Below are 23,608 nucleotides of genomic sequence, written 5' to 3' on the forward strand. Positions count from 1 at the left end.
GTGGTTGCCATTTTTATGCTGGACTCGATACCGTTGAATGATTGACCAAGAGCCCAGAGTGCGGGAATATATTACAGTAGTAGTTTAATCGCTCACTGCGGATTACAAAGGACTTCATGGATGAATAAGAAGATGCGCCTTTCTCTTAGTGGCCTGATCAACACGTATAGCAAAATCGGTCTCATATTATTGGCGGTGGCCGCACTGGTTTTCTTGAGGGGCCTAATCAAGGCTCCTTCGCCCAGCGATGAGATCCGGCAGTTGGTTGTCATTGGCCTTGCCGTGATGGGTGTCATCCTGTGTACGCTTGGCTTTCTTACGGTCAAGCAGCCTGATGGCAGATAGGCTTTGTCTAACTCTGACTTTGATAGATGTGCATTGACAATCTTCTATCAACGCAGCTTGCTGTGAGAGTTGGCTCACGCCGCTTCATTTCAGTGTGCTGAGGTCTCTAATCTGCACGACATTAACCGGGCCAATGAAAAGCAAGAGAGCGATGGATGAGCAACAGTGTGACCTCAAGGCAATCTGAAGACGCTCGCTTCTCCATTCCTTGTGTCGTACGCCACCAATGCCTCCTGGAAGACATCAGCGCTGCAAACGAGGTCACCGTCATTGCTCCAGATGGCAGACCGCCCCGCTCCTACGAAGATATCGGCGGGGCCTACACAATTCGCCATCAAGACAGTCAGGGAATGCGTTTTTGCAATCGTCGGATAATGACTATAGGCCGATGCCACGCCCCTTTCCGATTTGGCCACGCTTGCCAGGTACACGCCAGCACCTGACGCTGCAGCTTGTTCTGCATGGCTTGCCTGCAGTGACTCATAGCAAATGGCAGGCGCCAACAGCTGATCTCCGTGTCTGAGAACAAGCTGCTCGGTACCGGCGGTGAAGAACGGTAACTCGTCGAGATGCAGCTGCTGTTTGGAGTAGCTTGTGCGCTCCAGCCCCGGTTGGAAGCAGAGCATGCTGATTTCGGTGCCTTTTGCCCCCTTCGTGGGCGCGCCAACGGCGATGAGCATGCCGTGCCGGTCACTTGCCAGCTGAAATTGATCAAAGCGCTGATCAGCCAGCTGCACCGCCAGCACCTGCGCCAATCCGGGTTCGTAACCAGTGAGGGAAAGCTCGGGAAAGACCAGCACATCCGCACCCTTGCTCGCCGCCAGGCGAATGACATCGAGGTGCTTACTGATGTTCTCTTCGACTTGGCCAGGCGTTGAAAGGATTTGCGCAGCTGTCAGCTTCATTGCCTGTCTCATGTCCACGTGTTGGGGTTTGAGCGTAGCGGATTCCGAAAGGCGGGTAACCAGAACCTGCTTAAAGGACCAGGCCTGGTGCCAGTCGAGGTACCACGCCACGCTGCACCAGCGAGCGTGCATCGTTCCCCTGTGTATCCGGCGGGCTGTGCTGGCCTTACTTAACCGCTCGGCGAGGATATTACCGTACCGCACTTGGGCTGTCGGGTCGCAGTCAGGCGCAAAGCATGGTCCGCAGCATTGGTGTAGACGAAAGTGAGCGGCAGCTACTTGATGACGTTGCCGAATATGGATGGCATTGCATCCACATCATGGAGGAGGGCGAGCAGGTTGGGTACTCCTTCACCGCTGGCATGTACCAGACGTTTGGACACCCGGAATTGATCATCTTCGGCTTGTCCTCAAGGGTATCGCACCAGATCCTCTCGATCGTTGCGGATGCGGCGCAGGCCGGAACGCCGTTCGACCTGTCACAACCAACAGATGCCCTCATTAATCACTATTCCTGCTGTTTTGCCGAAGCGCCATTGTCGGAGTACTACGAGCATGTAGGCTTTGCCCGCTGGTACTACCAGGGAGACGACTTTCCGCTTTACCAGATTGTGTGGCCGTCCAAGTCCGGTCTGTTTCCTTGGCACCCTCGGTCCAGTGCGGAGTTCCGTGCAGCTCAGCCGGTACTCGGCCAGGCCGCGAGTGGCAACTGACAATCCTTCATCCAGGGCCGCTGGGTGGTCGTCGACGTGGCGGATGAAGACTGTCAGGCGATGGATTCGATCACCGATAGCAATTGCCGGCGACCAACGTATCGCCAGGCATTCGCGTTGCCGTACTCCCGTAGCAGGCAGGATCAGGACTGTAGTGTGGCTTCCAAAGATCTGAATGCCCTCTGTAACGAGGCGCGTGGATTTGCCGAGTACATGCTGCTGGCACATGGCGAGTTCATCCCATTCGGTGTCTTGATGCGCCCAGATGGAACGATTGCTCAGGTTGCTGGTGACCTTGGGGTTGAACGTTCCGTATCGGCGGAGATGGTTGAGCTACTTCAAGCGTCCTTCTCGCAATCTGCCCGTCTTGGGCGCCATCCGGGCCGCCTGCATCTGCATGGAGATGTCTGTGGTGCCACCCGGACAGGAGGACAAGACGGGTGCAATCTGTACGTGATTGGCGCACGTATCGGGCGAGACAGTTGAGGTCTTCGTACCGCACTCGCGTGATGCGCGTGGGGCGCTCCAGCTGGGCCAGCCATTCGCCACGGTCGGCGATGAGTTCACGCTTGTTGAGCGCTAAACTATCCAGGCGTGGCATAGATCTATTCAACGGGTGGGCAGCATGCTGAAAGTCGCCGTTCTCACTGCTTGCCTCGCCGTCACTGCGCCTGCCATGGCCATCTCATGCGGTAGGCAGCAATCCACGGCGCAGGCCTACTCCTCTGCTCAGCACGTGTTCTCTGCGCATGTCGAGAGGAGCTATGCGGCACCCGGTTTTGGTCGTGATGCTGTGCAGTTCGTCGAGCTTCGCGTGCTGAAGGTCTGGAAAGGTCAGCTGAAGCCAGGAGACCGTGTCCAGGCAACAGCGGAAGATTCAATCAATTTTGTCAGTGATGGGTTCGTTCCACTCTTGGGCTCCGATCTGTTGGTATACGCGAGCGGTTCCCAGCCTCTTATCCTTGGCAGTTGCTCAGGGACCGCACCACTGGAGACCACGCGTGACCTACCGGCGCTGGAGGCGCTATCCAGGCGGTCGCATGGCAGGTAACGTGAGCGGCACTGCCTCCACGGCGACGGCGAGGTGACGCGGGCATTAGGTCCTTTGGAGCATATGGTCACTTACCCATCAGAGCCGGAACTTGTTCTCGCCCTCGATCACCACGATGAGTTGGTGCGGCAGTGTGCTGCCGGTGCGTTGTCGTTCGGAGCTTTCTGTGCAGCGTACGATAACTTTTACTGGGCATACGCACTGGACGGGCATGAGTCCGACGCTGCAGGCCAGGCGCTGCTAGGCCGGCTGGCAGCCCGCGTAGCTCCACATCGCGCACTGGCCGAGACCGTCCTGGCTCACATCCATCCTGAGACCCCCGAGAGTCGTGCCAGCTATGGCAAGGCCTGCAGGCTCGGCACCGATGAGGCCATGGTGCGTCTCAAGCTTATCGCTGCTGGTCTCCTTTCCTGGAAAGCCTGACAACTCATTCAAGCCGAACCCACCTCGCGACGCGGTTCAATTCAGGAGCTTATCCCTCATGACGTAGCTGGCGAGCTTTATGAGGTCTGACACGTCGAACGCGCATTGCATGACTTGGGAATGAGAAGTAAGGATTCACTGGAATCTCTCTGACCACGCATTCATACCGTCGCCACTGTGCGGCGCGACGTACCTCTGATGTCAGGCGCCAAAAATATATGATTGCAATCGAGTTTGAACCACCAAGCGTTTCCTCCTGCGAGTGCTGCGGGAAAGAGACCATTCGCCTCACGCGTTTCGTTACAGATGACGGTAACGCGCACGCTGTTTACTACCTTCAGTACACGCCAGGGCACGAACCGGAGCATATAAGCGGTTTGATCAGCCTCGGCGAGTGGGGTGAATCGGCCTCGCCAGCAGACCGCATTGCATTTCCGTTCCGCCTCTGGGCCACAGAGGGGACGTATAACGTTGGGCTCACCGATGCCGCAGAGTCGCCATGGTCCAAAGCAACGTTTCTTGGGGCCGTGCTCGACCGGGCTCAGGCACTGAATCACCCGTGGTGCAAGGAGGTGTTTCACATCACGGATCACATCACTAGCCAGGATCCAGAGGCAATTGCATTTCTTGCTGGGAAGCATCAACGGAGCGCCTGACAACTCGCTCAGGTAGGAATTGCCTCGCTGCAGCACTTACGTCCCGGCTATCACACCATGCTCGCCTGTCACCCCGTCTTCCTACGTCATCGGCGCATCGTAAGTAGGAGTGAATCGAGATTTGCTGTGCTTGCGGTGAGGAGAGAGCTTTGTCGTCTCGATACAGCAGATTGCAGGTTTCCTGGTAAGCAGAAGGGACGATGATTTCATGGCTTTCTGCGTTGATTGGAGACACTAGATAGTTATGGCATACAGACCAAACCCGACTGGTTTCCTGCTCTGGCTCCTCGCACTCGCAGGCGTAGTGGCCGGTTGTGTAGTGCTTGCGACCATCGGCCGCCCCTGGTTACACCTGGCATCTGTAAGCCGCTACCTGCAGGCATCAAGAAGATGGGGCGAGCGCTTGCTCCTCCAGCGGCAGCTGCGGCGCTAGGTCCGCACAGTCAGGAGGAAGCCGAATTACGGGTCTTGAGATTTGGCTGGTGCACTGAAGCAGGGACTCATTTGTTGAGCACCTTGGTTGTCCATATCTGGTCGTAATCGGCATTGTGTGCCTTGGTGAATCCGTTGGCATCGCTGCGCCCATCGTCGACTTTCTGGCCATCCTTGTAGATCACGTAATGGCGCCCGCCGGCAGCTTGGTCGCCGTGGTAATGCAGCTGCATCCGGTACACCAGCCTGCTCTCTTCTACTGCTGGCGTCGCTTGTTGATGTTCACCGTTGCTGGCCATCGGCTTTATCTGTAGCAGCGGTGTCGCCTGCTGCGGATGGGACACAACCCAACGCGCGAAATTGGCCTGGTCCTGCGCTGACGCTTGCCCGGACGCTGGCCAGATGTAGAGAAACGTTGCTGGCGTATTGGGTGCTGTACTGACGGCCGGCATGTGCCACTCGTAGACCTGTTGCTTGCCGTCGGCTGTCGTCATATCGAGCAGGCGGGCACTGCCTTGCAATGGGTTGCCGGCGGCACCTGACAGTTCACTGATCGGCGCCAGGCCGGAGTTCGGTACGGCGCCCGCCAGTGCCATTAGCAGATCGCGCTGGTTCGTCACTTCCTGCTCGTTCAACGACAGCGAGCGCAGGTAGCGCGAACGCAGACTGAAACGGTAGCGCGTTTCCTGCAGGGTGAATTCTCCCTCGACCCTGGAGGCTTCGTGCCAGTCGTGTCCGGGTGCCAGATTGACGGTGCCGTGCATGATGCAAAACCCCTGCTGGGACTGTGCCGCTGGCGGGAAGGGCGATGCGCTGCTGGTGATCGAAGCCAGGATTTCCTTGGTGCGCCGTTCGGTGATGTCCTGCAGGCGGCTGATCGCCGTCTTTTGAAAGCGAAAAGTGGTGCCATCGCGATGGGCGAAACCGGTGACCTGTACGACATTCGGGTCGAGCGGCAACGTGTCTTCCGCGTGTGCGACGATGACCCTGCCATCGTCCTGTGCCAGCGTTTCCACCGGCTTGATCAGTTGGCGCACCTTACCATCGCTGGCCGTTGCTTGTGCGCTCAGCAGGCGCTGCGCATAGCTGGCCGCGTCCTCGCGGTAGGTATCGATGTCGCCCCAGTAAAACTGCGCGGAACTTCCCAGAAAATGCAGGGACATATCGGTCGTCACGGCAAGACGCCCGATGCAGTAACTAGCGTTGCCGGGATTGTCCGCCGACGGCAGCAACGATTTGTTGGTGGTGTTGGTTGTGCTGCAAGCGGCAAGCAACGCCATGGCAGCAAGCAGCGGTGCGCGCATCAAACGCGTGGCGGAACGTCTCAACGCAATTCCTTCAAAACAGCAATCGGCAATGATAGATGACGCCGGTCTACGCGGTGCGTCACCCCTGACAAGGTCTTCTGGCGCGTCCTGCTGCTATCAGCATCCACCGCACCGCTTGCGGGATCGAGCGAGCCGAACCCGTGCTGGTCGGTGCGGGTCACCGCAGACCGCACCGCGCTGCTTCGCATCGGCTTTTATGTCGCGCGGTGGTCGATGGCGTGCCTGCCTCGATGCGCCTTCCACTGCAGGCGTGCGGCGCACCTGGGTGGCTAGGCTTGCGATTACTTCTTTCGGTACACCCCGCCGAAGGAAACGTTCATTCCGCCGCATTCCAGGTTGTCGTCGGCCAGCAGCATGTCGCCCAGCAATTGCAGGCGCACCTTGCACGTGTCCTCGTTGACTTCGACGCGGTTGCCTTCTGGATAGCCACGCGCGGTGATCGAGCCCGTGTGCGGACCGCCCGGCGTCTGTTCCGGGTCGGGAAAGGCGCTGGGCCAGTACGCATCGCCGTTGACGGTGATGCTGCCGTCTGGGTTGGTGGTCAATTGCAGCGTGTTGTCGCCGTTGTGCCAGTGGCCGTTCCACGCCTGCGCTGTGGGTGTGGTCGCGCTTGGCTGCATCTGCAGGCTGGACTGTGCGACCCAACCAGCATTGCCGCCTCCCTTGTTGGGATAGAGCACGCAGACGTAGGCATTGCGGCGCTGCGCCGTCAGGACGATATCGTTCTTGACCACGTAGGCGCGCCCCTGGCATGCGGTCCCGCCCGTGTCCGGGCAACCATCGGTGTCCTTGAGCAGGTACAGGCGCGGCGGGATGACCTTGCCGAGTGAGAACGCCACCGGCGCGCTGGTGAACAACCCATTGCGGCAGGTGGCATCGTCGTCGGCAGGCGCGGCGTGGACCAGCGGCGAAACGCCCAACAGGGCAAGCATCCAGGCCTTGTGCATGGCAATCACTCCAAATGTGGCGCGGTAGTGTGCGGCAAACCGGGCCGTCTTTCAGCAGGAAAGTGCCACCACACGCCACGCATGCCACAGCTGCGCTGACCACGTCCAGCTCCACGCCCGCGCGCAAGCGCGGGCTGCCGATTGCGGCGTGGTACCGCGCATGGTGCTGCGTTGTGCATTCGCCTGCGGGAGATGCGTACGTCTGAATCACTCAGTGGACGTGTATGAGCCTTCTTCACCTGGGCAGGCAGATGCTGCTGTCTCCAATCGAGAGGGAGTGGAGCATGAAACAGTCACTGTTGGTCCTGTCCATCGTCGCGGCGCTGGCGCTCGCTGGCTGCAAGCCGAATGCCGACAAGGAGGCCGCAGCGCCTGCCGCGTCCACCGAGCCGACGCCGACCGGTGGCGCGGCGACCCCGACCACGCCGCCTGTCGGCGAAGCCAGCCCGGCGCCTGAAGGCGCGGCGCGCGCGAGTTCCGGAGACGACATCGCCCTTGGCTTGCTCGGGGCGGTGGACAATCACGAGATCGCCGCAGCGAAGCAGGCGCAGGACAAGAAGGTCACCGGCGCGGTGCTGGACTACGCGAAGATGATGGAGAAAGAGCACACCGAGAACCTGGAAAAAACCAAGGCGCTGGGGACGCTGGCTGAAACCCCAGACGTCAAGAAACTGGAGAGCAAGGGCGAGCAGGACCTGTCCACGCTGGGGCAGAAGTCCGGCAAGGACTACGCGGCGGCCTACATCGATGCAATGATCGCCGGGCACAAGGACGCGCTGCAGCTGATCGAGACGCACATGATGACGGTGGCGTCGACCGAGCCGGTCAAGCAGCACCTGACCGAGACCAAGACGCACGTCGAGCAGCACCTGGCGAAGGCGGAAGCCATCAAGAAGGCGATGTGAGCGTGGGCGTGGCAGATCGCCGGTCTGCCACGCCTGGTCTGCAAGCGGCGAGTGAGCGTGACGTCGCCCTTTTAAACGTCAGGGACCTGCGCGGACGTCGATCAAACGTGCTCTGGCAATGCGTTCGAGCCCACGTCGCGTTGCCGCACACGTGATGCAACCGACCTTCTGCTCAGCGGCACCGATCGAAGGTTCTGACGCGGGTTTGCTCTGCAATGATCAGGCGGTCTTCCATCTGGCTGAGGATGAAGACTGCAGGAACGTCCTTCTTCGGCGCGTTGGCAGACGCGGTGATGATGCGCCATGTCCATGGTGTGCGCGCCAGCAGCATGACCGCGTTAGGCCAAAGGTCTTCGCCCTTGCCGGTCATGTGATCCCAGCCGAACTGGATGAGGTGCTTGGGGTCCGCTGTCTCGGCGTCGCGGCAGACGACCCCTGCGGTGACCCAGGCGCCTCGCAGTTGCTCGGGAAAATGGGCCTTGGGGACGTGTGGTTCGTAGCTGCCAGCGCCGGTAATGCGCGTCAACGCGCCTGGCTTCCAGGTGTACGTCCAGCTGTAGCGGCCGGGGGCGGGACAGCGCTGCGACCCGTCCGGATTGGGTTGTTCCCGTTTGCAGATTGGCGAGCTCTCCTGCACGACGAACACGACCTCGATGCGATTGCCTTGGACCGCAAGAGTCATCACTTCGCCAGGAATCTGCTCGCTGGCGTCTGGCGTGTAACCGGTCTTGCGTGCCCTGGTTTCCCATTGGTCGATCGGAGCGCTGACGTTGGGTGCCTTCCTGGGTGGGTGCTTGCGCAATACATCGATGCTGTTGGGGCAGTCGGAAGTGGAACCCGAGCAATACGAAGAACTCAAATAGACGATCTCATCGACTCCATCCTTGTCCAGGTCGACGACCTGCACGAAGCCGGCGTAGTCCTCCTTGACGATGTCGTCGTTGACGCTGACGTCTTGCCAAAGCCCTACGATCTCTCCGGCACGGCTCGGGCTCAGCCTCTGATCCTTTGCCGTTGCAACTGTGGCGATGGCCAGCAGTGCCGCCATGACGTAGCTCCGCATCCTTGCTCTCCCTGCAGGTTGAGGCCCTAGCCTACAACCCTTGGGACTTGGCCAGCGCTGCCTGAGCCCTCACCACTGCCGGGCTTGTTTGATTTTCGTCAATTCCACCGACACATGAAATTCGCAGTGGGGGTGCTTGACTGCATCGGTCAAGAATCGTTGCGGAGTTGCGCATGAGTGCAGTCACGGTAGAAAGGGTCGACCAGGCCTTGAGTAGGCAGGGGTCGATCCGGACGGGAGTTGGACTGGTGCGTCGTGACCGCGCGCTGGTGGATCTGCGGGGTGGGTCGGCCCGCGTCGTCTCCTTTGTCACGGTGCGTGCGCGCGCCGTGGTCTGCTGAGGGGGCGCCATGCGGATCTGTGTTCTCAATGAAGCAGCCGGCGAGCAGGCCGGGCTGGAGCAGCGCTGCAAGTCGGCACGTGAGGCGGGCTTTGACCATGTGGTGCTCGCGCCGCCGTTTGCACGCGATGCCGAAGGCCGGCTGAGCGAGGTCGCCACCACCGGCGAGGAAGACGCGCAGCGTCTGCGCGAGGTGGTGCAGGCCGCGCACCGGGTCGGCGTGAAGCTGCTGCTCGATGTGCGCCTGGATGAAGTGGGCGGTGCCAGCGCCGTGGTGCGCGACAACCCGCAGTGGTTCCGGGCACGTAGCACGGCGGTGCCGGACCCGCGCCAGCCGCGCGCCACGCCGGAAGTGGCCGAGGCACGCTTTACCTATGCGCAGGAAGGTGCGGCGCTGGTGGAATGGTGGAGCGCACGTTTGCTGGACTGGGCCTCGCAGGGTGTGGCCGGCTTCCGCCTGCTGCAGCCGCAGCAGGTGCCGGCGCAGCGCTGGCGCGAGTTGATCGCCCGCGTGCATGCGCAGGCACCGGAGGTGGTGTTTGCGGCGTGGACGCCGGGCCTGGGCATCGAGGCCTTGCAGCAGCTGGCCGGTGCCGGGTTCGATGTTGCGTTCTCCTCGCTCGCATGGTGGGACGGGCGCGGCAGCTGGTTCTTCGACGAAGACACGGCGCTGCGCGCGTTGGCGTCGCAGGTCGTGGCGGTGGTGGGCGCGCCCGATGGCAAACGTGCGGCCACTGCCGCGCAGCACTGGCAGCTGGCCCAGGCACTGGGCGGTGCGTGGCTGCTGGACGAGACGCAGCTGGAGACATTGCCCTTGTCGATCAGGGCCAGCGATGGCGTGCCGCCCAGCAATGCCGGCCTGCGGTTGCGTCCGCTGCTGCGCGAGGGCACTGGCCTGACGGCGGTGGCGATCGAGCCGCTGGGCGGCTTGCCGTCGCTGCTGTTGATCAATGGCGATGCCGATCATGTGGTGCCGGTCCCGGCGCCGGATCTGCTGCGCCTGCTCGGCGATGCCGAAGCCCTGGTGGGCGAGGATGGCAGCACGCTCTCCGGCGCGACGCTGGAAGCATTGGAGCCGGGCGAGGTGCGGGTCTATCGCAGCGTGCCGGCACGGCACGTGCTTGCGGTGCCGCGCATGCGCCCGCGCCCGCAGACCGCGGCCGCCTGGCCGCGCGTGTGCATCGAGTCGGTGACGCCGTCGGTCGATAACGGCCGCTTCCCGGTCAAGCGCACCGTGGGCGACCGCATATGCGTGGAAGCCGACGCGTTCTGCGATGGGCACGACCGCATCGCGGTGGCGGTGCTGTGGCGCCCGGCCGATGCCAAGACCTGGGCCAGCGCGCCGATGCGTGCGTTGGGCAACGATCGCTGGCGTGCAGAGTTCCCGCTGGAGCGCATCGGCACCTATGAGTTCCGGGTGGAAGGCTGGCGCGATGTGTTCGCCACCTTGCATGCGGATCTGGAAAAGAAGCGTGCCGCCAACACGGTGCTGCCGGTGGACGTGCAGGAAGCGGTGGCCGTGGTGCAGGCCGCGCATGCACGCAGCAGCGGTGCCTTGGCCGAGCGCCTGCAGGCCGTCCTCACGCGTATCGGCGCGCAGAGCGAGCCGCTGCAGCAGCTGGCGATCGTGCTGGAGCCGGACACCGCGCAGGCGATGGCAGCGGCCGACGACAAGCCGTTCCGCTCCGAGACGCCGGTGACCTTCCGGGTGGAGTCCGAGCGGCGCGCGGCGCATTTCGCCAGCTGGTACGAATTGTTCCCGCGCTCGCAAAGCGGCGATCCGCAGCAACACGGCACCTTCGACGATGTGATCAAGCGCCTGGCGCATATCCGCGCGATGAACTTCGACGTGCTGTACATGCCGCCAATCCACCCGATCGGCGCGAAGAACCGCAAGGGCCGCAACAACTCGGTCACCGCGGTCGACGGCGAGCCGGGCAGCCCGTATGCGATCGGCGCGGCCGATGGCGGGCATACCGAGGTGCATGCCGAGCTCGGCGGGCTCGGAGGCTTCCGCAGGTTGATCCAGGCCGCACGTGCGCATGGGCTGGAAGTGGCACTGGACTTCGCCATCCAGTGCGCGCCAGATCACCCGTGGTTGAAGGACCACAAGGACTGGTTCACCTGGCGCGCAGATGGCTCGATTCCGTATGCGGAGAACCCGCCGAAGAAGTACCAGGACATCGTCAACGTCGACTTCTATGCCAGCGGCGCGGTGCCGGACCTGTGGAACACGCTGCGCGATGCGGTGCTGTTCTGGGTCAACGAGGGCGTGACGCTGTTCCGCGTCGACAACCCGCATACCAAGCCGTTCCCGTTCTGGGAGTGGTTGATTGCCGATATCCGCGGGCGCCGGCCGGATGTGGTGTTCCTGTCGGAGGCCTTCACCCGGCCGAAAATGATGTACCGCCTGGCCAAGTGCGGTTTCTCGCAGTCCTACACCTACTTCACCTGGCGCAACCACAAGCACGAGCTGCAGGAGTATGTGGAAGAGTTGAACCAGGGCGTGCCGCGTGAATGCTTCCGCCCGCACTTCTTCGTCAACACGCCGGACATCAATCCGCTGTTCCTGCAGACCAGCGGGCGTAACGGGCATCTGATCCGCGCCGCGCTGGCGACCACGCTGTCGGGTCTGTGGGGCATGTATCAGGGCTTTGAGCTGTGCGAGGCCACGCCGCTGGCGCCGGGCAAGGAAGAGTATCTGGACTCGGAGAAGTTCCAGCTGCGCGCCTGGCCCGAGCGTGCGCCCGGCGACATCGTCGATGAGATCACCCGCTTCAATCAGCTGCGCCGCATGCACCCGGAGCTGCAGTCGCACCTGGGCACGCGCTTCTACCAGGCGCACAACGACCAGGTGCTGTACTTCGGCAAGTTCCTGGATGCCGGCTACCTGTCGCGCAGCCGCAGCATGGTGTTGGTGGCGATCAACCTGGACCCCAACGCTGCGCAGGATGCCGCAATCGAAGTGCCATTGTGGGAGTTGGGCCTGCCCGATCACGCCAGCGTGGCAGTGGACGACCTGTGGGACGGCCACCGCTTCACATGGCAGGGAAAACAGCAACACATCCGTTTAGAGGCGACGCGGCCGTTCGCGTTATGGCGCATCCGCGCAGGAGAGGTCGCATGAATGCAGTCCCATCGTTACAAGCCGACGCGGAACAGTCCGCGGTGGTTGCAGACCAGCTTTGGTACAAAGACGCGATCATCTATCAGGTGCACGTCAAGTCGTTCTTCGACTCCAACGACGATGGCATCGGCGATTTCCCGGGGCTGATTTCCAAGTTGGACTACATCGCCGAACTCGGCGTGGACACCATCTGGCTGCTGCCGTTCTACCCCAGCCCGCGCCGCGACGACGGCTACGACATCGCCGAATACATGGCGGTGCATCCGGACTACGGAAGCATCGAAGACTTCGAGCAGCTGGTGGCGCAGGCGCATGCACGCGGTATCCGCATCGTCACCGAGCTAGTGATCAACCACACCTCCGATCTGCATCCGTGGTTCCAGCGCGCACGCAACGCGCCGGCCGGTTCGCCGGAGCGCGACTTCTATGTGTGGTCGGACACCGACCAGGAATACGAAGGCACGCGGATCATTTTCTGCGATACCGAAAAATCCAACTGGACCTGGGACCCGGTGGCCGGGCAGTACTTCTGGCACCGCTTCTACTCGCACCAGCCGGATCTGAACTTCGACAACCCGGCGGTGCTGGAAGCGGTGCTGGAAGTGATGCGCTTTTGGCTGGACCGCGGTGTGGACGGCCTGCGTCTGGACGCGGTGCCGTACCTGATCGAGCGCTCCGGCACCTCCAACGAGAACCTGCCGGAAACCCACGCGATCCTGCGCAAGATCCGCGCCACGCTGGATGCCGAGTACCCGGACCGCATGCTGCTGGCCGAGGCCAACATGTGGCCGGAAGACACCCAGCAGTATTTCGGCCAGAACGCCGACGAATGCCATATGGCGTTCCACTTCCCGCTGATGCCGCGCATGTACATGGCGATCGCGCGCGAAGACCGCTTCCCGATCACCGACATCATGCGCCAGACACCGGAGATTCCGGAGAGCTGCCAGTGGGCAATCTTCCTGCGCAACCACGATGAGTTGACGCTGGAAATGGTCACCGACTCGGAGCGCGATTACCTGTGGCAGACCTATGCCGCCGACCGCCGCGCGCGCATCAATCTGGGCATCCGGCGCCGGCTGGCGCCGCTGCTGGAGCGCGACCGCCGCCGCATCGAATTGATGACCTCCCTGTTGCTGACCATGCCCGGCACGCCGGTGCTGTATTACGGCGACGAGATCGGCATGGGCGACAACATCCATCTGGGCGACCGCGATGGCGTGCGCACGCCGATGCAGTGGTCGATCGACCGCAATGGCGGCTTCTCGCGCGCCGACCCGGCGCAGCTGGTGCTGCCGCCGGTGATGGACCCGCTGTACGGCTTCCAGGCGGTCAATGTGGAAGCGCAGATCCGCGACCAGCACTCGCTGCTGACCTGGACCCGCCGCGTGCTCAGCGTGCGCAAGCGCTACCAGGCCTTCGGCCGTGGCAGCCTGCGCTTTCTGTATCCGGGCAACCGCCGCATGCTGGCCTACTTGCGGTGCTACCAGGACGAGACGGTGCTGTGCATGGCCAACCTGTCGCATACGCTGCAGGCGGTGGAGCTGGACCTGTCCGAGTTCGAGGGCCGCGTGCCGGTGGACATCATCGGCGGCGGCAGCTTCCCGCCGGTCGGGCGGCTGACCTATCTGCTCACCGTGCCGCCGTTCGGCTTCTACGCGTTCCAGCTGGTCAGCGAGGGCACCTTGCCGGACTGGCATGTGCCCAGCCCGGTGCCGTTGCCGGACTACCGCACGCTGGTGTTGCGCAGCGATACCGACGAGAGCAATGCGCTGCTGCCGCATCTGCCCACGCTGGAAGCGGAGATCCTGCCGGCCTGGTTGTCGGCACGGCGCTGGTTCTCGGCCAAGGACCAGGCACTCAAGCACGTGCGCATCTCGCGCCGTACGCCGCTGCCGGGCGCAGAGCCGATGAGTCTGCTGGAGCTGGAGGTGGAGCTGGAAGACGGCCACCACGAGAGCTACATGTTGCCGGTCGGCATCGTGTGGGAGCGCGACCAGCCCAGCACCCTGGCCGAGCAGCTTGCGCTGGCCCGCGTGCGCCAGGGCCGCGAGGTGGGTTACCTCACCGATGCCTTCGCGCTCAAGCCGATGGTGCGCGGGGTGATCGACGCCTTGCGCGACAACGCCGCGCTGGAGTTCTGCGATGGCGACGATGCCTCGCAGCAGGGACAGGTGCGCTTCGAAGCGACACCGGCGCTGGCCACGCTGGAGATACCGCAGGATCCGGAGATCCGCTGGCTGTCGGCCGAGCAGAGCAACAGTTCGCTGGTGGTCGCCGACAAGGCGGTGTTCAAGCTGCTGCGGCACGTGGCCAACGGCGCCAACCCGGAGATCGAGATCGGCCGTCGCCTGACCGAGATGGGCTACGCCAACGCTGCGCCCTTGCTGGGCAGCGTCAGCCGTATCGATGCGCAAGGCACCATCACCACGATCGCGCTGTTGCAGGGCTTCATCCGCAACCAGGGCGATGCCTGGCGCTGGACGCTGGACCATCTGGCACGCAGCTTCGACGAGTACGCCACCGCGCAGACCGACGAATCGCGTGCCGAGGCCATCGCCGGCTACGACGCCTTCGCCGCAGTGGTCGGCAAGCGCCTGGCCGAGCTGCACGAGGCCTTGTCGCGCGACACCGACGATGCCGACTTCGCCCCGCAGCGCATCGACCTGCCAACCGCCAACGATGTGGTGGCCGGCGTTGCACGCCAGGTCGAAGAGATGTGGGACACGGTCAATGCACGCCTGGCCGGCAGCGACGATGCGACCGAACGCGAAGCGCTGCAGGCGGTGCTGGCCGAGCGCCCGCAGCTGGATGCCTTGCTCGCCCAGGCACCGAGCGTGCTGGCCGATTCCTTGCTGACCCGCGTGCACGGCGACTTCCACCTGGGCCAGATCCTGGTGGCCTTCGACGATGTGGTGCTGATCGACTTCGAAGGCGAGCCGGCCAAGCCGCTATCCGAGCGGCGCGCCAAGGCCAGCCCGCTGCGCGATGTGGCCGGCTTCCTGCGCTCGCTCGATTACGCCAGCGAAGTGTCGGCACGTGGCGAGGAAGGCACCGCCGCCCGTGCGGGCGTGGGCGTGGACACGCATCTGGACGAGTTCCTGGTGCAGTTCCGTCGCCGCTCCACACAGGCGTTTCTGGACGCGTACCATGCCGTGCTCGACGCCAGTACGCACCCGTGGATCGCACCGGCAGCGTTCAACGCAGCCACCTTGCTGTTCCTGGTGGAGAAGGCCTGTTACGAGGTGCGTTACGAGGCTGCCAACCGCCCCGGCTGGCTGATGGTGCCGATCGAGGGCTTGCGACGCATCCTGCACCGCGCGCGCGCTGGTGCGGGAGACACATGATGAGTGGAGTGATGACAGCAGTGACCAATCGATGGGATCCCGGCGCAACCCGCGCCCTGGCCGAGGCACGCCATGGCGATGCATTCGCCATCCTGGGCGCGCACCCGACCGACAGCGGTCGGCTGCTGCGCACCTATCAACCGGGTGCCAACTACGTCAATGCCGTGCTCGACGATGGCCAGGTCATCGCGCTGGAGGCGGGCCCGGAGCCGGGCCTGTTCGCCGGCGCGTTGCCGGCGCAGGGCGGCTACCGCCTGCGCATCGGCTGGCCCGGCGGCGAGCAGGACACCGCCGACCCGTATGCGTTCGGCCCGCAACTCAGCGACTTCGACCTGCATCTGATCAGCGAAGGCCATCATCTGCAGTTGGCCGATGCGCTCGGCGCCAACGCGATCGAAGTCGATGGCGTACGCGGCACGCGCTTTGCGGTATGGGCACCCAACGCCACGCGCGTGGCGGTGGTGGGCGATTTCAACAGTTGGGACGCGCGTCGGCATCCGATGCGGCTGCGGCACCAGTCCGGCGTGTGGGAGCTGTTCGTGCCCGACGTCGGCCCCGGTGCGCATTACAAGTACCAGCTGCGCGGCCCGCATGGGAACGAGTTGCCGGCCAAGGCCGACCCGGTGGCGCGGCGTGCCGAGCTGGCGCCGGGCACCGCCTCGATCGTGGCCGATCCCACCCCGCATCAGTGGAGCGATGATGGCTGGATGGCCACGCGCGCGCGCCGCCAGGCGCACGACGCACCGATGAGCATCTACGAGATCCATGCCGGTTCCTGGCTGCGCGAGGAAGGCGTGGACCTGGACTGGGATGGCCTGGCCGACCGCTTGATTCCGTACGTGGCCGATATGGGCTTCACCCATGTCGAGCTGATGCCGGTGACCGAGCATCCGTTCGGTGGCTCGTGGGGCTATCAGCCGCTGGGCCTGTTCGCGCCGACCGCGCGCTTCGGCTCGCCGGATGGCTTTGCCCGCTTCGTCGATCGCTGCCACCGCGAAGGCATCGGCGTGATCGTCGACTGGGTACCGGCGCATTTCCCCACCGACGCCCATGGCCTGGCGCATTTCGACGGCACCGCGCTGTACGAACATGCCGACCCGCGCGAAGGCTTCCACCGCGACTGGAATACGCTGATCTACAACCACGGGCGGCGCGAGGTGTCCGGGTTCCTGATCGCCAGTGCGCTGGAGTTCCTGCAGCGCTTCCACGTCGACGGCCTGCGCGTGGATGCGGTGGCCTCGATGCTGTACCGCGACTACAGCCGCAATGCCGGCGAGTGGGTGCCCAACATCCATGGCGGCCGCGAGAACTACGAGACCATCGCCTTCCTGCGCCGGCTCAACGAGGTAGTGCGCGAGCACACCCCGGGTGCGGTGATGATTGCCGAGGAATCCACCGCGTTCCCCGGCGTCACTGCCGATGTGGCGCACGGCGGCCTGGGCTTCCACTACAAGTGGAACATGGGCTGGATGCACGACACCCTGCATTACGCGGCGCTGGATCCGATCTACCGCCGTTACCACCATGGCGAGCTGACTTTCAGCATGGTCTATGCGTATTCGGAGCGCTTCGTGCTGCCGATCTCGCACGACGAAGTGGTGCACGGCAAGGGTTCGTTGCTCGGCCGCATGCCGGGCGACGACTGGCAGCGCTTTGCCAACCTGCGCGCCTACCTGGGTTACATGTTCACCCACCCGGGCCGCAAGTTGCTGTTCATGGGCTGCGAATTCGGCCAGCCCACCGAGTGGAACCACGACGGCGGTATCCCCTGGCATCTGCTCGACGACCCGCGCCATCGCGGCGTGCAGACCCTGGTGCGCGATCTGAATCGGCTGTATGTCGAATACCCCGCGCTGCACGCGCAGGACGACGACCCGGCCGGGTTTGCCTGGGTGGTCGGCGATGACGCGGCCAACAGCGTGGTCGCGTTCCTGCGCAAGGCAAAGCGCGGCGATGCGCCGGTGCTGGTGGTGATCAACTTCACCCCGATCGTGCAGCACGGCTACCGCATCGGCGTGCCGCAAGGCGGCCAGTGGCGCGAGGTGTTCAATAGCGATGCCGGCATCTACGGCGGCGCGAATCTGGGCAATGGCGGTGTGGTGAGCGCCGAGCAGCAGTCCATGCATGGCCATGCGCAATCCCTGCCGCTGCTATTGCCGCCGCTGGGCGTCATCGTGCTGACGCCGCAGGGCTGATGCAGCACACACAGCGCCGGACCGCTGGTCCGGCGCTGTGGCACCTGTTAGATTGCGCGCCGTAGAGCGGCCAACACCTCGCTGCGCCCACCCACCGGGCGGTGCAGCAGGAGTGCCACCCGCTACTTAGGCAGCCCGGAGGGCTGCCGGGCACAGCCGCCGCCATGCCTTCCGTCGACCGTGTGTACGGGAGTGTTGTGCGTGGGCGTTTTGATGGCTGTGGCTTCTTCGATGATTGAGCCATTTATCCATGTTGTGCGCATCGCTGGATGCGCGCATGCACTGGTGTGGGTTACATATTCGCTGTGTGCCGGCGCGCAAGGTGGCGGCGCGCGGCCAGCGCAGCTCGGTGTGTTGCGTTTCTCCGCTTCGACGCGGGCGCAGGCATGAGCGGTTTGATGACCTGGTGCTACCTGCTCGCCGCTGCGGCGTCGGCGCTGGCGTTCTATCTGGCAACACGGCATCAGCGCCTGTGGCCGCAGCGCCGGCTGTCGGCGCGCGCGCTACGCATCGTCGCCAGCGCATTGCTGCTGCTGTCGCTGGGTTGCGCCATGCAGGCCTTGGGCACCTGGGCCGGCATCTTCGCCGCAGTGACGGCGCTGATGCTGGTGGCGGTGGCGCTGCCGTATCTGGATGCCTGGCAGCAGGCGCGTACGCAACGCAGGCAGGTGCGCCATGTGGGCTAGATGGCTGGCTGCAGTGGTGCTGGGTCTGCCGCTGGCGGTCGGCGTGGTGGGCCTGTGCGCCCTGTTGCTGCCGGGGCCGCAGCAGAGTTACACGCTGGCATGGCTGCTGCTGATGTTTCCGGCCTGGGTGGGTGCGATGGCGCTGCCGTTCGTGTTCCGTCGCGCATCGCGCGCCTGGGTCGTGCTCGGTGGGCTGACGCTGCTGTGCTACCTCGCGCTTGCGGGCATCAAGGCATTGGGTTGGACGGAGCTGGGCGCATGAAAGCATCGACCTTGCGCGCGTTTCTGTCGGTCCACAGCTGGATGGGTCTGTTGGCGGGCATGGCCTTGTTCATCGCCTTCTACGCCGGCGCCATCACCGTGTTCACGCATGAATTGAGCGGCTGGCAGGCCACGCCGCCTGTCACACAGCCTGCGCCGGAAGATCCTGTCGCCGCCACGCAGACCTTGCTGGATGCGGTGATCGCCCAGCATCCGCAGGTGGCCGAATCCTTCCTGGTGCTGCTGCCCGGCGAGCACGGGCCGACTCCGCGGCTGTACTGGTATGGGCCGCAGGCCGAGGCCAGTGGCGGCATGCGGCAGTATCAACAGGCCGCCGATGGCCGCCTGCTGGAATTGCCGCAGCGCGTGGGCTTTGCCGATTTCCTCTACGACCTGCACTTCACCGCCGGCCTGCCACGCGTGTTCGGCACCTATCTGTTCGGTGTGGTGAGCGTGCTGTACGGGCTGGCGTTGCTCAGCGGGGTGGTGCTGTACGCGCCGGTGTTCTTCAAGGACCTGTTCGCGCTGAGGCCGGGCCATAACCTCAAGCGGCTGTGGCAGGACGCGCACAACGTGGTTGGCATGTTGTCGCTGCCGTTCCATGTGATCTTTGCCTGGTCCGGCGCGGTGTTGTGCCTGGGCGTGCTGTTGCTGGCGCCGTTCCAGTTCCTGGTGTTCGACGGCAAGCTGATGCAGATCCTGGCACCGGAGTTCGAACTCACCCCGCATGTGCAAGCGGCCAGGCGTGCGGCGCCGGTGCTGCCGGTTGCGGTGCTGCTGGACAAGGCGCGCGCAGCCAGCCCGGGCTTTGTACCGGAGAGCATCGGGTTCCATGATGCAGGCGATGCCCATGCACGCGCGGAAGTGTATGGCCACAACGATCAGCGCCGCCTCAACACACTCGGTGGCGTGGCCTTGGACGCGGCAACCGGCCAGGTCCTGCGCGTGCTCGAACCAAGAACGATGTCACCAGGCACCGCCGCCTTGCGCGGGCTGCAAGGGCTGCACTTCGGCAACTTCGGGCACGCGCCGGTGCAGTGGTTGTATTTCCTGCTCGGGTTGGGCGGTGCGTTCCTGTTCTACAGCGGCAACCTGTTGTGGATCGAAACTCGGCGCAAGCGTCGGCTGGTGGATCAACCGCGCCGCACCCACGCGATGGCACGCCTGACCATCGGCGTCTGCCTGGGCAGCGTCGCCGGCATCTCGGCCTTGTTCATCGCCGCACGCTTGCTTGCGCAAGGACAGGAGCGCTATGTCTATTACGCGGTCTTTGCGGCCGTGCTGGTGTGGGCGCTGGTCCGCCCCACCGCACGCGGTGCGTACGAGGCGTTGCTGGCCTGCGCTGTCCTCACGGCGCTGATTCCACTGGCCAGCTGTGTTTCGGCGCATGGCGTGGTGCTGCCGTGGCAGGACGCAACGGTGCTGGTCGTGGACCTGATCGCCTTGGTGTTGGCATGGGCGTACTGGCAACTGGCGCGTGCAAGCAAGCGGCGCGGGCTGCAGGGCGATCCCAACAGCGTCTGGGCGTGGAAGCGCGCGCAACGCGCTGAGTCGACGCACTGACGTGATTGATGCCTGGCACGCTATGGTGTGCCGGGCATCAGCTGCGGCGGAGCACTTGGTCGCCGACCATGCGGCTAGCCCGACAACCTGGCCCGTTGACGCGACGGCATCGCCGGGCCGTGCATCCTGATCGCCCGCCACCTTCACCCACACCCGATGACGGCTGCCGTCTTACGCATTGGCCTGATCTCCGACACGCACGGCATGCTGCGGCCAGAGGCGGTGGCTGCCTTGCAGGGCTGCGCGGCGATCATCCATGCCGGCGATGTGGGCAAGCCGGAGATCCTCACCGCGCTGCAGGCGCTGGCACCGCTGCATGCGATCGCCGGCAATATCGACAACAAGCCCTGGGCAGCGCAGCTTCCGCAAACGCTGGATCTGCTGATCGCAGGCGTGCGCATCCATGTGTTGCACGATCTGAAAACGCTGGCAGCGGATGTTGCTGCCGATGTGATCATCAGTGGGCATTCGCACAAACCGTCGATACACACGCACGACGGTGTGCTGTACATCAATCCGGGCAGCGCCGGTCCGCGTCGCTTCAGCTTGCCGATCAGTGTGGGCACGCTGTGGCTGGGCGATGGCCCGCCGCGTGCGCAGCTGCAATTGCTGGAAATACGCTGATGGAAGTTGGATTCCGTGTAACAGAGACTTGTGCAGGGATCTGCAGCGGCTAACAAAACGACTGCGCGGGCGTCAGACGGGCGCGGTCGCTGCCCGGAATCGGCATGTGCCATGCGTGCACTGCGCTTCTGAGCGCGCCGTCCGCACCCACCTGAAGATCGCTACGTTTTGTTGGCCGCTTTTAGACAATGCCGTGCGATGAAGTGCATCGGCCCGGCGCACAGGCCACCGCCGCATGTCCTAAGCTTGCGGTGCATGCGATGACCAGCAGCAGCGACCGCTGACAACCTGTGCTGACGTGCCTGCTTGTCCAAACCCGCACGCGAGTCGTTCGTTGCCTGCATGTGTAGGTCCGCGGTCCCTGCACTGACCTTGTCTGCACGCAGGCGGGACCATCCTTGTGCATCGAGTCGCCGCAAGGATTTCCCCCATGAATACCCGTCGCCAGTTCCTTTCCGCCGCTGCTGCCGGCACCGCCGCATTGGCCGCCGCCCCGTTGCTGGCACAGACTTCCGCACCGGGCAGCGTGATGCCCACGCGCGGCAAGTCCGCCGCATCGGCGTTGCCGACCAATTCCGCAAGCAAGGGCGCACGCTATCGGCCCTCGAGTCGACTGGGCTTTGGTGGCGTGGCGATCGGCAATGGCTTTGCGCCCACCAGCGATGCGCAAAGCGAAGCGACCCTGGCTGCGGCGTGGGAATCGGGCGTGCGGTACTTCGATACCTCGCCGTGGTACGGCCTGGGCCTGTCCGAGCGCCGTACCGGTCACCATCTGCACAATCACGCTGCAGACGACTATGTGCTATCGACCAAGGTCGGGCGCCTGCTGACCGCCACCGACAAACCGCCGAAGACAATGTGGCAGCAGCCGTCGCCCTTCGATTATCGCTACGACTACAGCGCCTCCGGTGTGCGTCGCTCGATCGAGGACAGCCTGCAACGCCTGGGCGTGTCGCAGATCGATATCGCCTACATCCACGACCTGTCGCCGGAGAACGAGAAAGACCTGGGCATGCCGTGGGAGCAGCGCTTTGCCGAAGCGGTGAAAGGCGCGATGCCCGAGCTGACCAAGATGCGCAAGGAGGGCCTGATCAAGGCCTGGGGCTTTGGCGTCAATCGCCCCGAGCCGGCCCTGCGTGCGATCGAAGAGGCCGACCCGGACATCTTCCTGCTGGCCTGCCAGTACTCGTTGCTCGATCACGCGCAGGCGCTGCACGACACCTTCCCGAAGATTGCAAAGCATGGTGCGTCGGTAGTGGTCGGTGCGCCGCTGCTGGCGGGCTATCTGGCCGGGCGCGAGCGATATCTCTACGACGGCACCGTGCCGGAATGGGCGCCGGCCAAGCGCCAGAAAGCACTCGCCATCTGCGAGCGCCACGGCGTGGATCTGCGCACAGTGTCGCTGCAGTTTGCCGCCGCGCCCAAGGTGGTGTCCGCAGTGATTCCGGGTGCGCGCACGGCCGAGCAGGCGCTTGCGAATGCGGCCTCGATGCGCGTGGCGATTCCGGCAGCGGTATGGGAAGAGCTCAAGCGCGAGCAGGTGATCGAAGCGGATGCACCGGTGCCTATGCGGGGCTGAGGCTCACACGTGGTGGGTGCATCGCAAACCCCTGCGCTTGCGATGCATCACGTCACATTGCAGGCATCACCTCACCCATCACGGAATCAACAGCGGCCGCAACGCAGGCACTTGCCTGGCCAGCTCGTCGGCGACAATCGCCGCGAACAGATCGGCACCTTCGGCACCCAGATGGGTGTAATCGAATGCCAGCTTGGCCTGGCCCATCGGCTCGGCACTGGCGTTGTCCTGTGCACGCGCAGTGGCGACAGCGGGCGTGGCGGGCGTCGATGTGGTCTGCGCCGGGGTCTTGCCGATGGTGGTGCCCGATTGCGCGGCTAGCACCTGCTCCGGGTCGGCCGGCCGCTGCGCCAGGCGCATTGCCAGCACCGGGCCCATGCCTTGCACCAGGGCGCGGCTGCGCGCGTGCAGGTCGATCAACGGCACCTGCAATTCCTGCGCGAGCGTGCGCGTGGCCTCGGCCCAGGGCGCCAGATCGTCCAGCAGCTGACCGCGCGCGAACTGCCGCCGCGTCAACGGCGTGACCAGCACCGGAATCGCACCGGCAGCACGCGCCTCGGCCACATAGCGGCGCAGGTTGGCGGGGAATTCGGTCGCCAGGTCGGTGGAACGCCCCGGCTTGCCCGGTTGATCGTTGTGGCCGAACTGGATCAGCACATACACCTGGCGATACCCGCCGCTGCGCAGCTCGTGCAACGCGATGTCCCACGAACCTTCGGCACGGTAGTTGGACGTGCTGCGGCCGCCGCGCGCCAGATTGAGGCAGCTCAGAAATGAGGTCACATGCTGCGCGCAAAAGCTCGGTCCCCAGCCGCCCTGCACGGCGGTGGTGGAGTCGCCGACCAGCACGATCTTGCTGGCGGCAAGCGCGGGCGCAGCGGCGGTGGAGGCTGATGCCCTGGATGCGCGCGGTGTGCCGACCTGTGCGGCAGCGGCCGCATCGGCAAACATCAGGCAGGCAGCGGCCAGCGCTGTCAGCAGCATCGGTGCAACAACAGAGTACTTACGCATGCATCACCTCGAAAACGACTGAAACACGGCTGCGCGCTCGCCGGAATAGGGGCGGCCAGCGCTGCGGAATTGGCGTGTCCTGCGCAGACATTCCGGTCTGGAACGTT

At 64.1% G+C, this 23,608-nt stretch carries 17 protein-coding genes and 1 other RNA gene; 13 read left to right on the forward strand and 5 right to left on the reverse strand.

The window, feature by feature from the left end:
• Nucleotides 1-120: 120 nt before the first annotated feature.
• Nucleotides 121-345: a hypothetical protein gene (locus tag KHN93_RS00780; RefSeq protein ID WP_211921541.1), complete on the forward strand. Its 225-nt coding sequence runs from the start codon at nt 121-123 to the stop codon at nt 343-345.
• Nucleotides 346-518: 173 nt separating this feature from the next.
• Here the strand turns inward: KHN93_RS00780 and KHN93_RS00785 are convergent, their stop codons facing one another.
• Nucleotides 519-1,250: a carbon-nitrogen hydrolase family protein gene (locus KHN93_RS00785; RefSeq protein WP_211921543.1), complete on the reverse strand. Its 732-nt coding sequence runs from the start codon at nt 1,248-1,250 to the stop codon at nt 519-521.
• A 236-nt stretch (nt 1,251-1,486) separates the two neighbouring features.
• Here KHN93_RS00785 and KHN93_RS00790 point away from each other — a divergent pair, with 236 nt between their 5' ends.
• Both KHN93_RS00790 and KHN93_RS00795 read left to right on the forward strand, forming a co-directional pair.
• Nucleotides 1,487-1,963 (forward strand): DUF4262 domain-containing protein, encoded by a 477-nt coding sequence (locus KHN93_RS00790; protein WP_211921545.1) that lies wholly within the window; start codon nt 1,487-1,489, stop codon nt 1,961-1,963.
• A 60-nt stretch (nt 1,964-2,023) separates the two neighbouring features.
• Nucleotides 2,024-2,449 (forward strand): hypothetical protein, encoded by a 426-nt coding sequence (locus tag KHN93_RS00795; protein ID WP_211921547.1) that lies wholly within the window; start codon nt 2,024-2,026, stop codon nt 2,447-2,449.
• Between the two features lie 2,144 nt (nt 2,450-4,593).
• On the opposite strand, the gene KHN93_RS21485 is transcribed toward KHN93_RS00795, so the two are convergent.
• Nucleotides 4,594-5,853 carry a hypothetical protein gene (locus KHN93_RS21485; protein ID WP_244812179.1) on the reverse strand — a complete coding sequence of 420 codons (1,260 nt, stop codon included), beginning with the start codon at nt 5,851-5,853 and terminating at the stop codon, nt 4,594-4,596.
• Nucleotides 5,854-6,134: 281 nt separating this feature from the next.
• On the reverse strand, nt 6,135-6,800 hold the full coding sequence (locus KHN93_RS00810) for a hypothetical protein (RefSeq protein ID WP_211921549.1): 666 nt from the start codon (nt 6,798-6,800) through the stop codon (nt 6,135-6,137).
• Nucleotides 6,801-7,024: 224 nt separating this feature from the next.
• Between KHN93_RS00810 and KHN93_RS00815 the strand changes: the two genes are divergently transcribed.
• Complete coding sequence (locus tag KHN93_RS00815) at nt 7,025-7,705, forward strand: DUF4142 domain-containing protein (protein WP_244812180.1); 681 nt, start codon at nt 7,025-7,027, stop codon at nt 7,703-7,705.
• A gap of 172 nt (nt 7,706-7,877) precedes the next feature.
• Here the strand turns inward: KHN93_RS00815 and KHN93_RS00820 are convergent, their stop codons facing one another.
• Entirely contained in the window at nt 7,878-8,753 is an 876-nt protein-coding gene (locus KHN93_RS00820) for a hypothetical protein (RefSeq protein ID WP_211921551.1), read from the reverse strand.
• A gap of 365 nt (nt 8,754-9,118) precedes the next feature.
• Here KHN93_RS00820 and KHN93_RS00825 point away from each other — a divergent pair, with 365 nt between their 5' ends.
• From KHN93_RS00825 to KHN93_RS00865, 9 genes are all read left to right on the forward strand, one after another.
• Nucleotides 9,119-12,235, forward strand: coding sequence for a maltotransferase domain-containing protein (locus KHN93_RS00825; RefSeq protein ID WP_211921553.1), 3,117 nt, complete (start codon nt 9,119-9,121; stop codon nt 12,233-12,235).
• On the forward strand, nt 12,232-15,582 hold the full coding sequence (treS, locus tag KHN93_RS00830; protein ID WP_211921555.1) for a maltose alpha-D-glucosyltransferase: 3,351 nt from the start codon (nt 12,232-12,234) through the stop codon (nt 15,580-15,582). The genes KHN93_RS00825 and treS overlap by 4 nt, the downstream gene beginning before the upstream one ends.
• An 11-nt stretch (nt 15,583-15,593) precedes the next feature.
• Nucleotides 15,594-17,777 carry a 1,4-alpha-glucan branching protein GlgB gene (gene glgB, locus KHN93_RS00835; RefSeq protein WP_039518359.1) on the forward strand — a complete coding sequence of 728 codons (2,184 nt, stop codon included), beginning with the start codon at nt 15,594-15,596 and terminating at the stop codon, nt 17,775-17,777.
• 386 nt (nt 17,778-18,163) lie between these two features.
• On the forward strand, nt 18,164-18,463 hold the full coding sequence (locus KHN93_RS00840; RefSeq protein ID WP_211921557.1) for a hypothetical protein: 300 nt from the start codon (nt 18,164-18,166) through the stop codon (nt 18,461-18,463).
• Complete coding sequence (locus KHN93_RS00845) at nt 18,453-18,725, forward strand: hypothetical protein (protein ID WP_024940563.1); 273 nt, start codon at nt 18,453-18,455, stop codon at nt 18,723-18,725. The genes KHN93_RS00840 and KHN93_RS00845 overlap by 11 nt, the downstream gene beginning before the upstream one ends.
• The gene (locus tag KHN93_RS00850) at nt 18,722-20,287 is read left to right on the forward strand and encodes a PepSY-associated TM helix domain-containing protein (protein WP_211921559.1); all 1,566 of its coding nucleotides are present in this window, start codon (nt 18,722-18,724) and stop codon (nt 20,285-20,287) included. The genes KHN93_RS00845 and KHN93_RS00850 overlap by 4 nt, the downstream gene beginning before the upstream one ends.
• 156 nt (nt 20,288-20,443) lie before the next feature.
• Nucleotides 20,444-20,911 (forward strand): metallophosphoesterase family protein, encoded by a 468-nt coding sequence (locus KHN93_RS00855; protein WP_211921561.1) that lies wholly within the window; start codon nt 20,444-20,446, stop codon nt 20,909-20,911.
• Between the two features lie 104 nt (nt 20,912-21,015).
• Nucleotides 21,016-21,088: non-coding RNA, sX9 sRNA (locus KHN93_RS00860), on the forward strand.
• Between the two features lie 253 nt (nt 21,089-21,341).
• The gene (locus KHN93_RS00865; RefSeq protein WP_211921563.1) at nt 21,342-22,490 is read left to right on the forward strand and encodes an aldo/keto reductase; all 1,149 of its coding nucleotides are present in this window, start codon (nt 21,342-21,344) and stop codon (nt 22,488-22,490) included.
• Nucleotides 22,491-22,568: 78 nt separating this feature from the next.
• On the opposite strand, the gene KHN93_RS00870 is transcribed toward KHN93_RS00865, so the two are convergent.
• The gene (locus KHN93_RS00870; protein WP_211921565.1) at nt 22,569-23,501 is read right to left on the reverse strand and encodes a rhamnogalacturonan acetylesterase; all 933 of its coding nucleotides are present in this window, start codon (nt 23,499-23,501) and stop codon (nt 22,569-22,571) included.
• Nucleotides 23,502-23,608 lie beyond the last annotated feature (107 nt).

This window comes from Xanthomonas arboricola pv. juglandis (genome assembly GCF_905367715.1).
Lineage (GTDB): Bacteria > Pseudomonadota > Gammaproteobacteria > Xanthomonadales > Xanthomonadaceae > Xanthomonas > Xanthomonas arboricola.

Excerpts from the sequence above, each read along its gene's own strand:
- KHN93_RS00780 (WP_211921541.1), top strand. The coding sequence starts at position 121 with ATGAATAAGAAGATGCGCCTTTCTCTTAGTGGCCTGATCAACACGTAT.
- KHN93_RS00785 (WP_211921543.1), bottom strand. The coding sequence starts at position 1,250 with ATGAAGCTGACAGCTGCGCAAATCCTTTCAACGCCTGGCCAAGTCGAA.
- KHN93_RS00790 (WP_211921545.1), top strand. The coding sequence starts at position 1,487 with ATGGTCCGCAGCATTGGTGTAGACGAAAGTGAGCGGCAGCTACTTGAT.
- KHN93_RS00795 (WP_211921547.1), top strand. The coding sequence starts at position 2,024 with ATGGATTCGATCACCGATAGCAATTGCCGGCGACCAACGTATCGCCAG.
- KHN93_RS00810 (WP_211921549.1), bottom strand. The coding sequence starts at position 6,800 with ATGCACAAGGCCTGGATGCTTGCCCTGTTGGGCGTTTCGCCGCTGGTC.
- KHN93_RS00815 (WP_244812180.1), top strand. The coding sequence starts at position 7,025 with ATGAGCCTTCTTCACCTGGGCAGGCAGATGCTGCTGTCTCCAATCGAG.
- KHN93_RS00820 (WP_211921551.1), bottom strand. The coding sequence starts at position 8,753 with ATGGCGGCACTGCTGGCCATCGCCACAGTTGCAACGGCAAAGGATCAG.
- KHN93_RS00825 (WP_211921553.1), top strand. The coding sequence starts at position 9,119 with ATGCGGATCTGTGTTCTCAATGAAGCAGCCGGCGAGCAGGCCGGGCTG.
- treS (WP_211921555.1), top strand. The coding sequence starts at position 12,232 with ATGAATGCAGTCCCATCGTTACAAGCCGACGCGGAACAGTCCGCGGTG.
- glgB (WP_039518359.1), top strand. The coding sequence starts at position 15,594 with ATGACAGCAGTGACCAATCGATGGGATCCCGGCGCAACCCGCGCCCTG.
- KHN93_RS00840 (WP_211921557.1), top strand. The coding sequence starts at position 18,164 with ATGAGCGGTTTGATGACCTGGTGCTACCTGCTCGCCGCTGCGGCGTCG.
- KHN93_RS00845 (WP_024940563.1), top strand. The coding sequence starts at position 18,453 with ATGTGGGCTAGATGGCTGGCTGCAGTGGTGCTGGGTCTGCCGCTGGCG.
- KHN93_RS00850 (WP_211921559.1), top strand. The coding sequence starts at position 18,722 with ATGAAAGCATCGACCTTGCGCGCGTTTCTGTCGGTCCACAGCTGGATG.
- KHN93_RS00855 (WP_211921561.1), top strand. The coding sequence starts at position 20,444 with ATGACGGCTGCCGTCTTACGCATTGGCCTGATCTCCGACACGCACGGC.
- KHN93_RS00865 (WP_211921563.1), top strand. The coding sequence starts at position 21,342 with ATGAATACCCGTCGCCAGTTCCTTTCCGCCGCTGCTGCCGGCACCGCC.
- KHN93_RS00870 (WP_211921565.1), bottom strand. The coding sequence starts at position 23,501 with ATGCGTAAGTACTCTGTTGTTGCACCGATGCTGCTGACAGCGCTGGCC.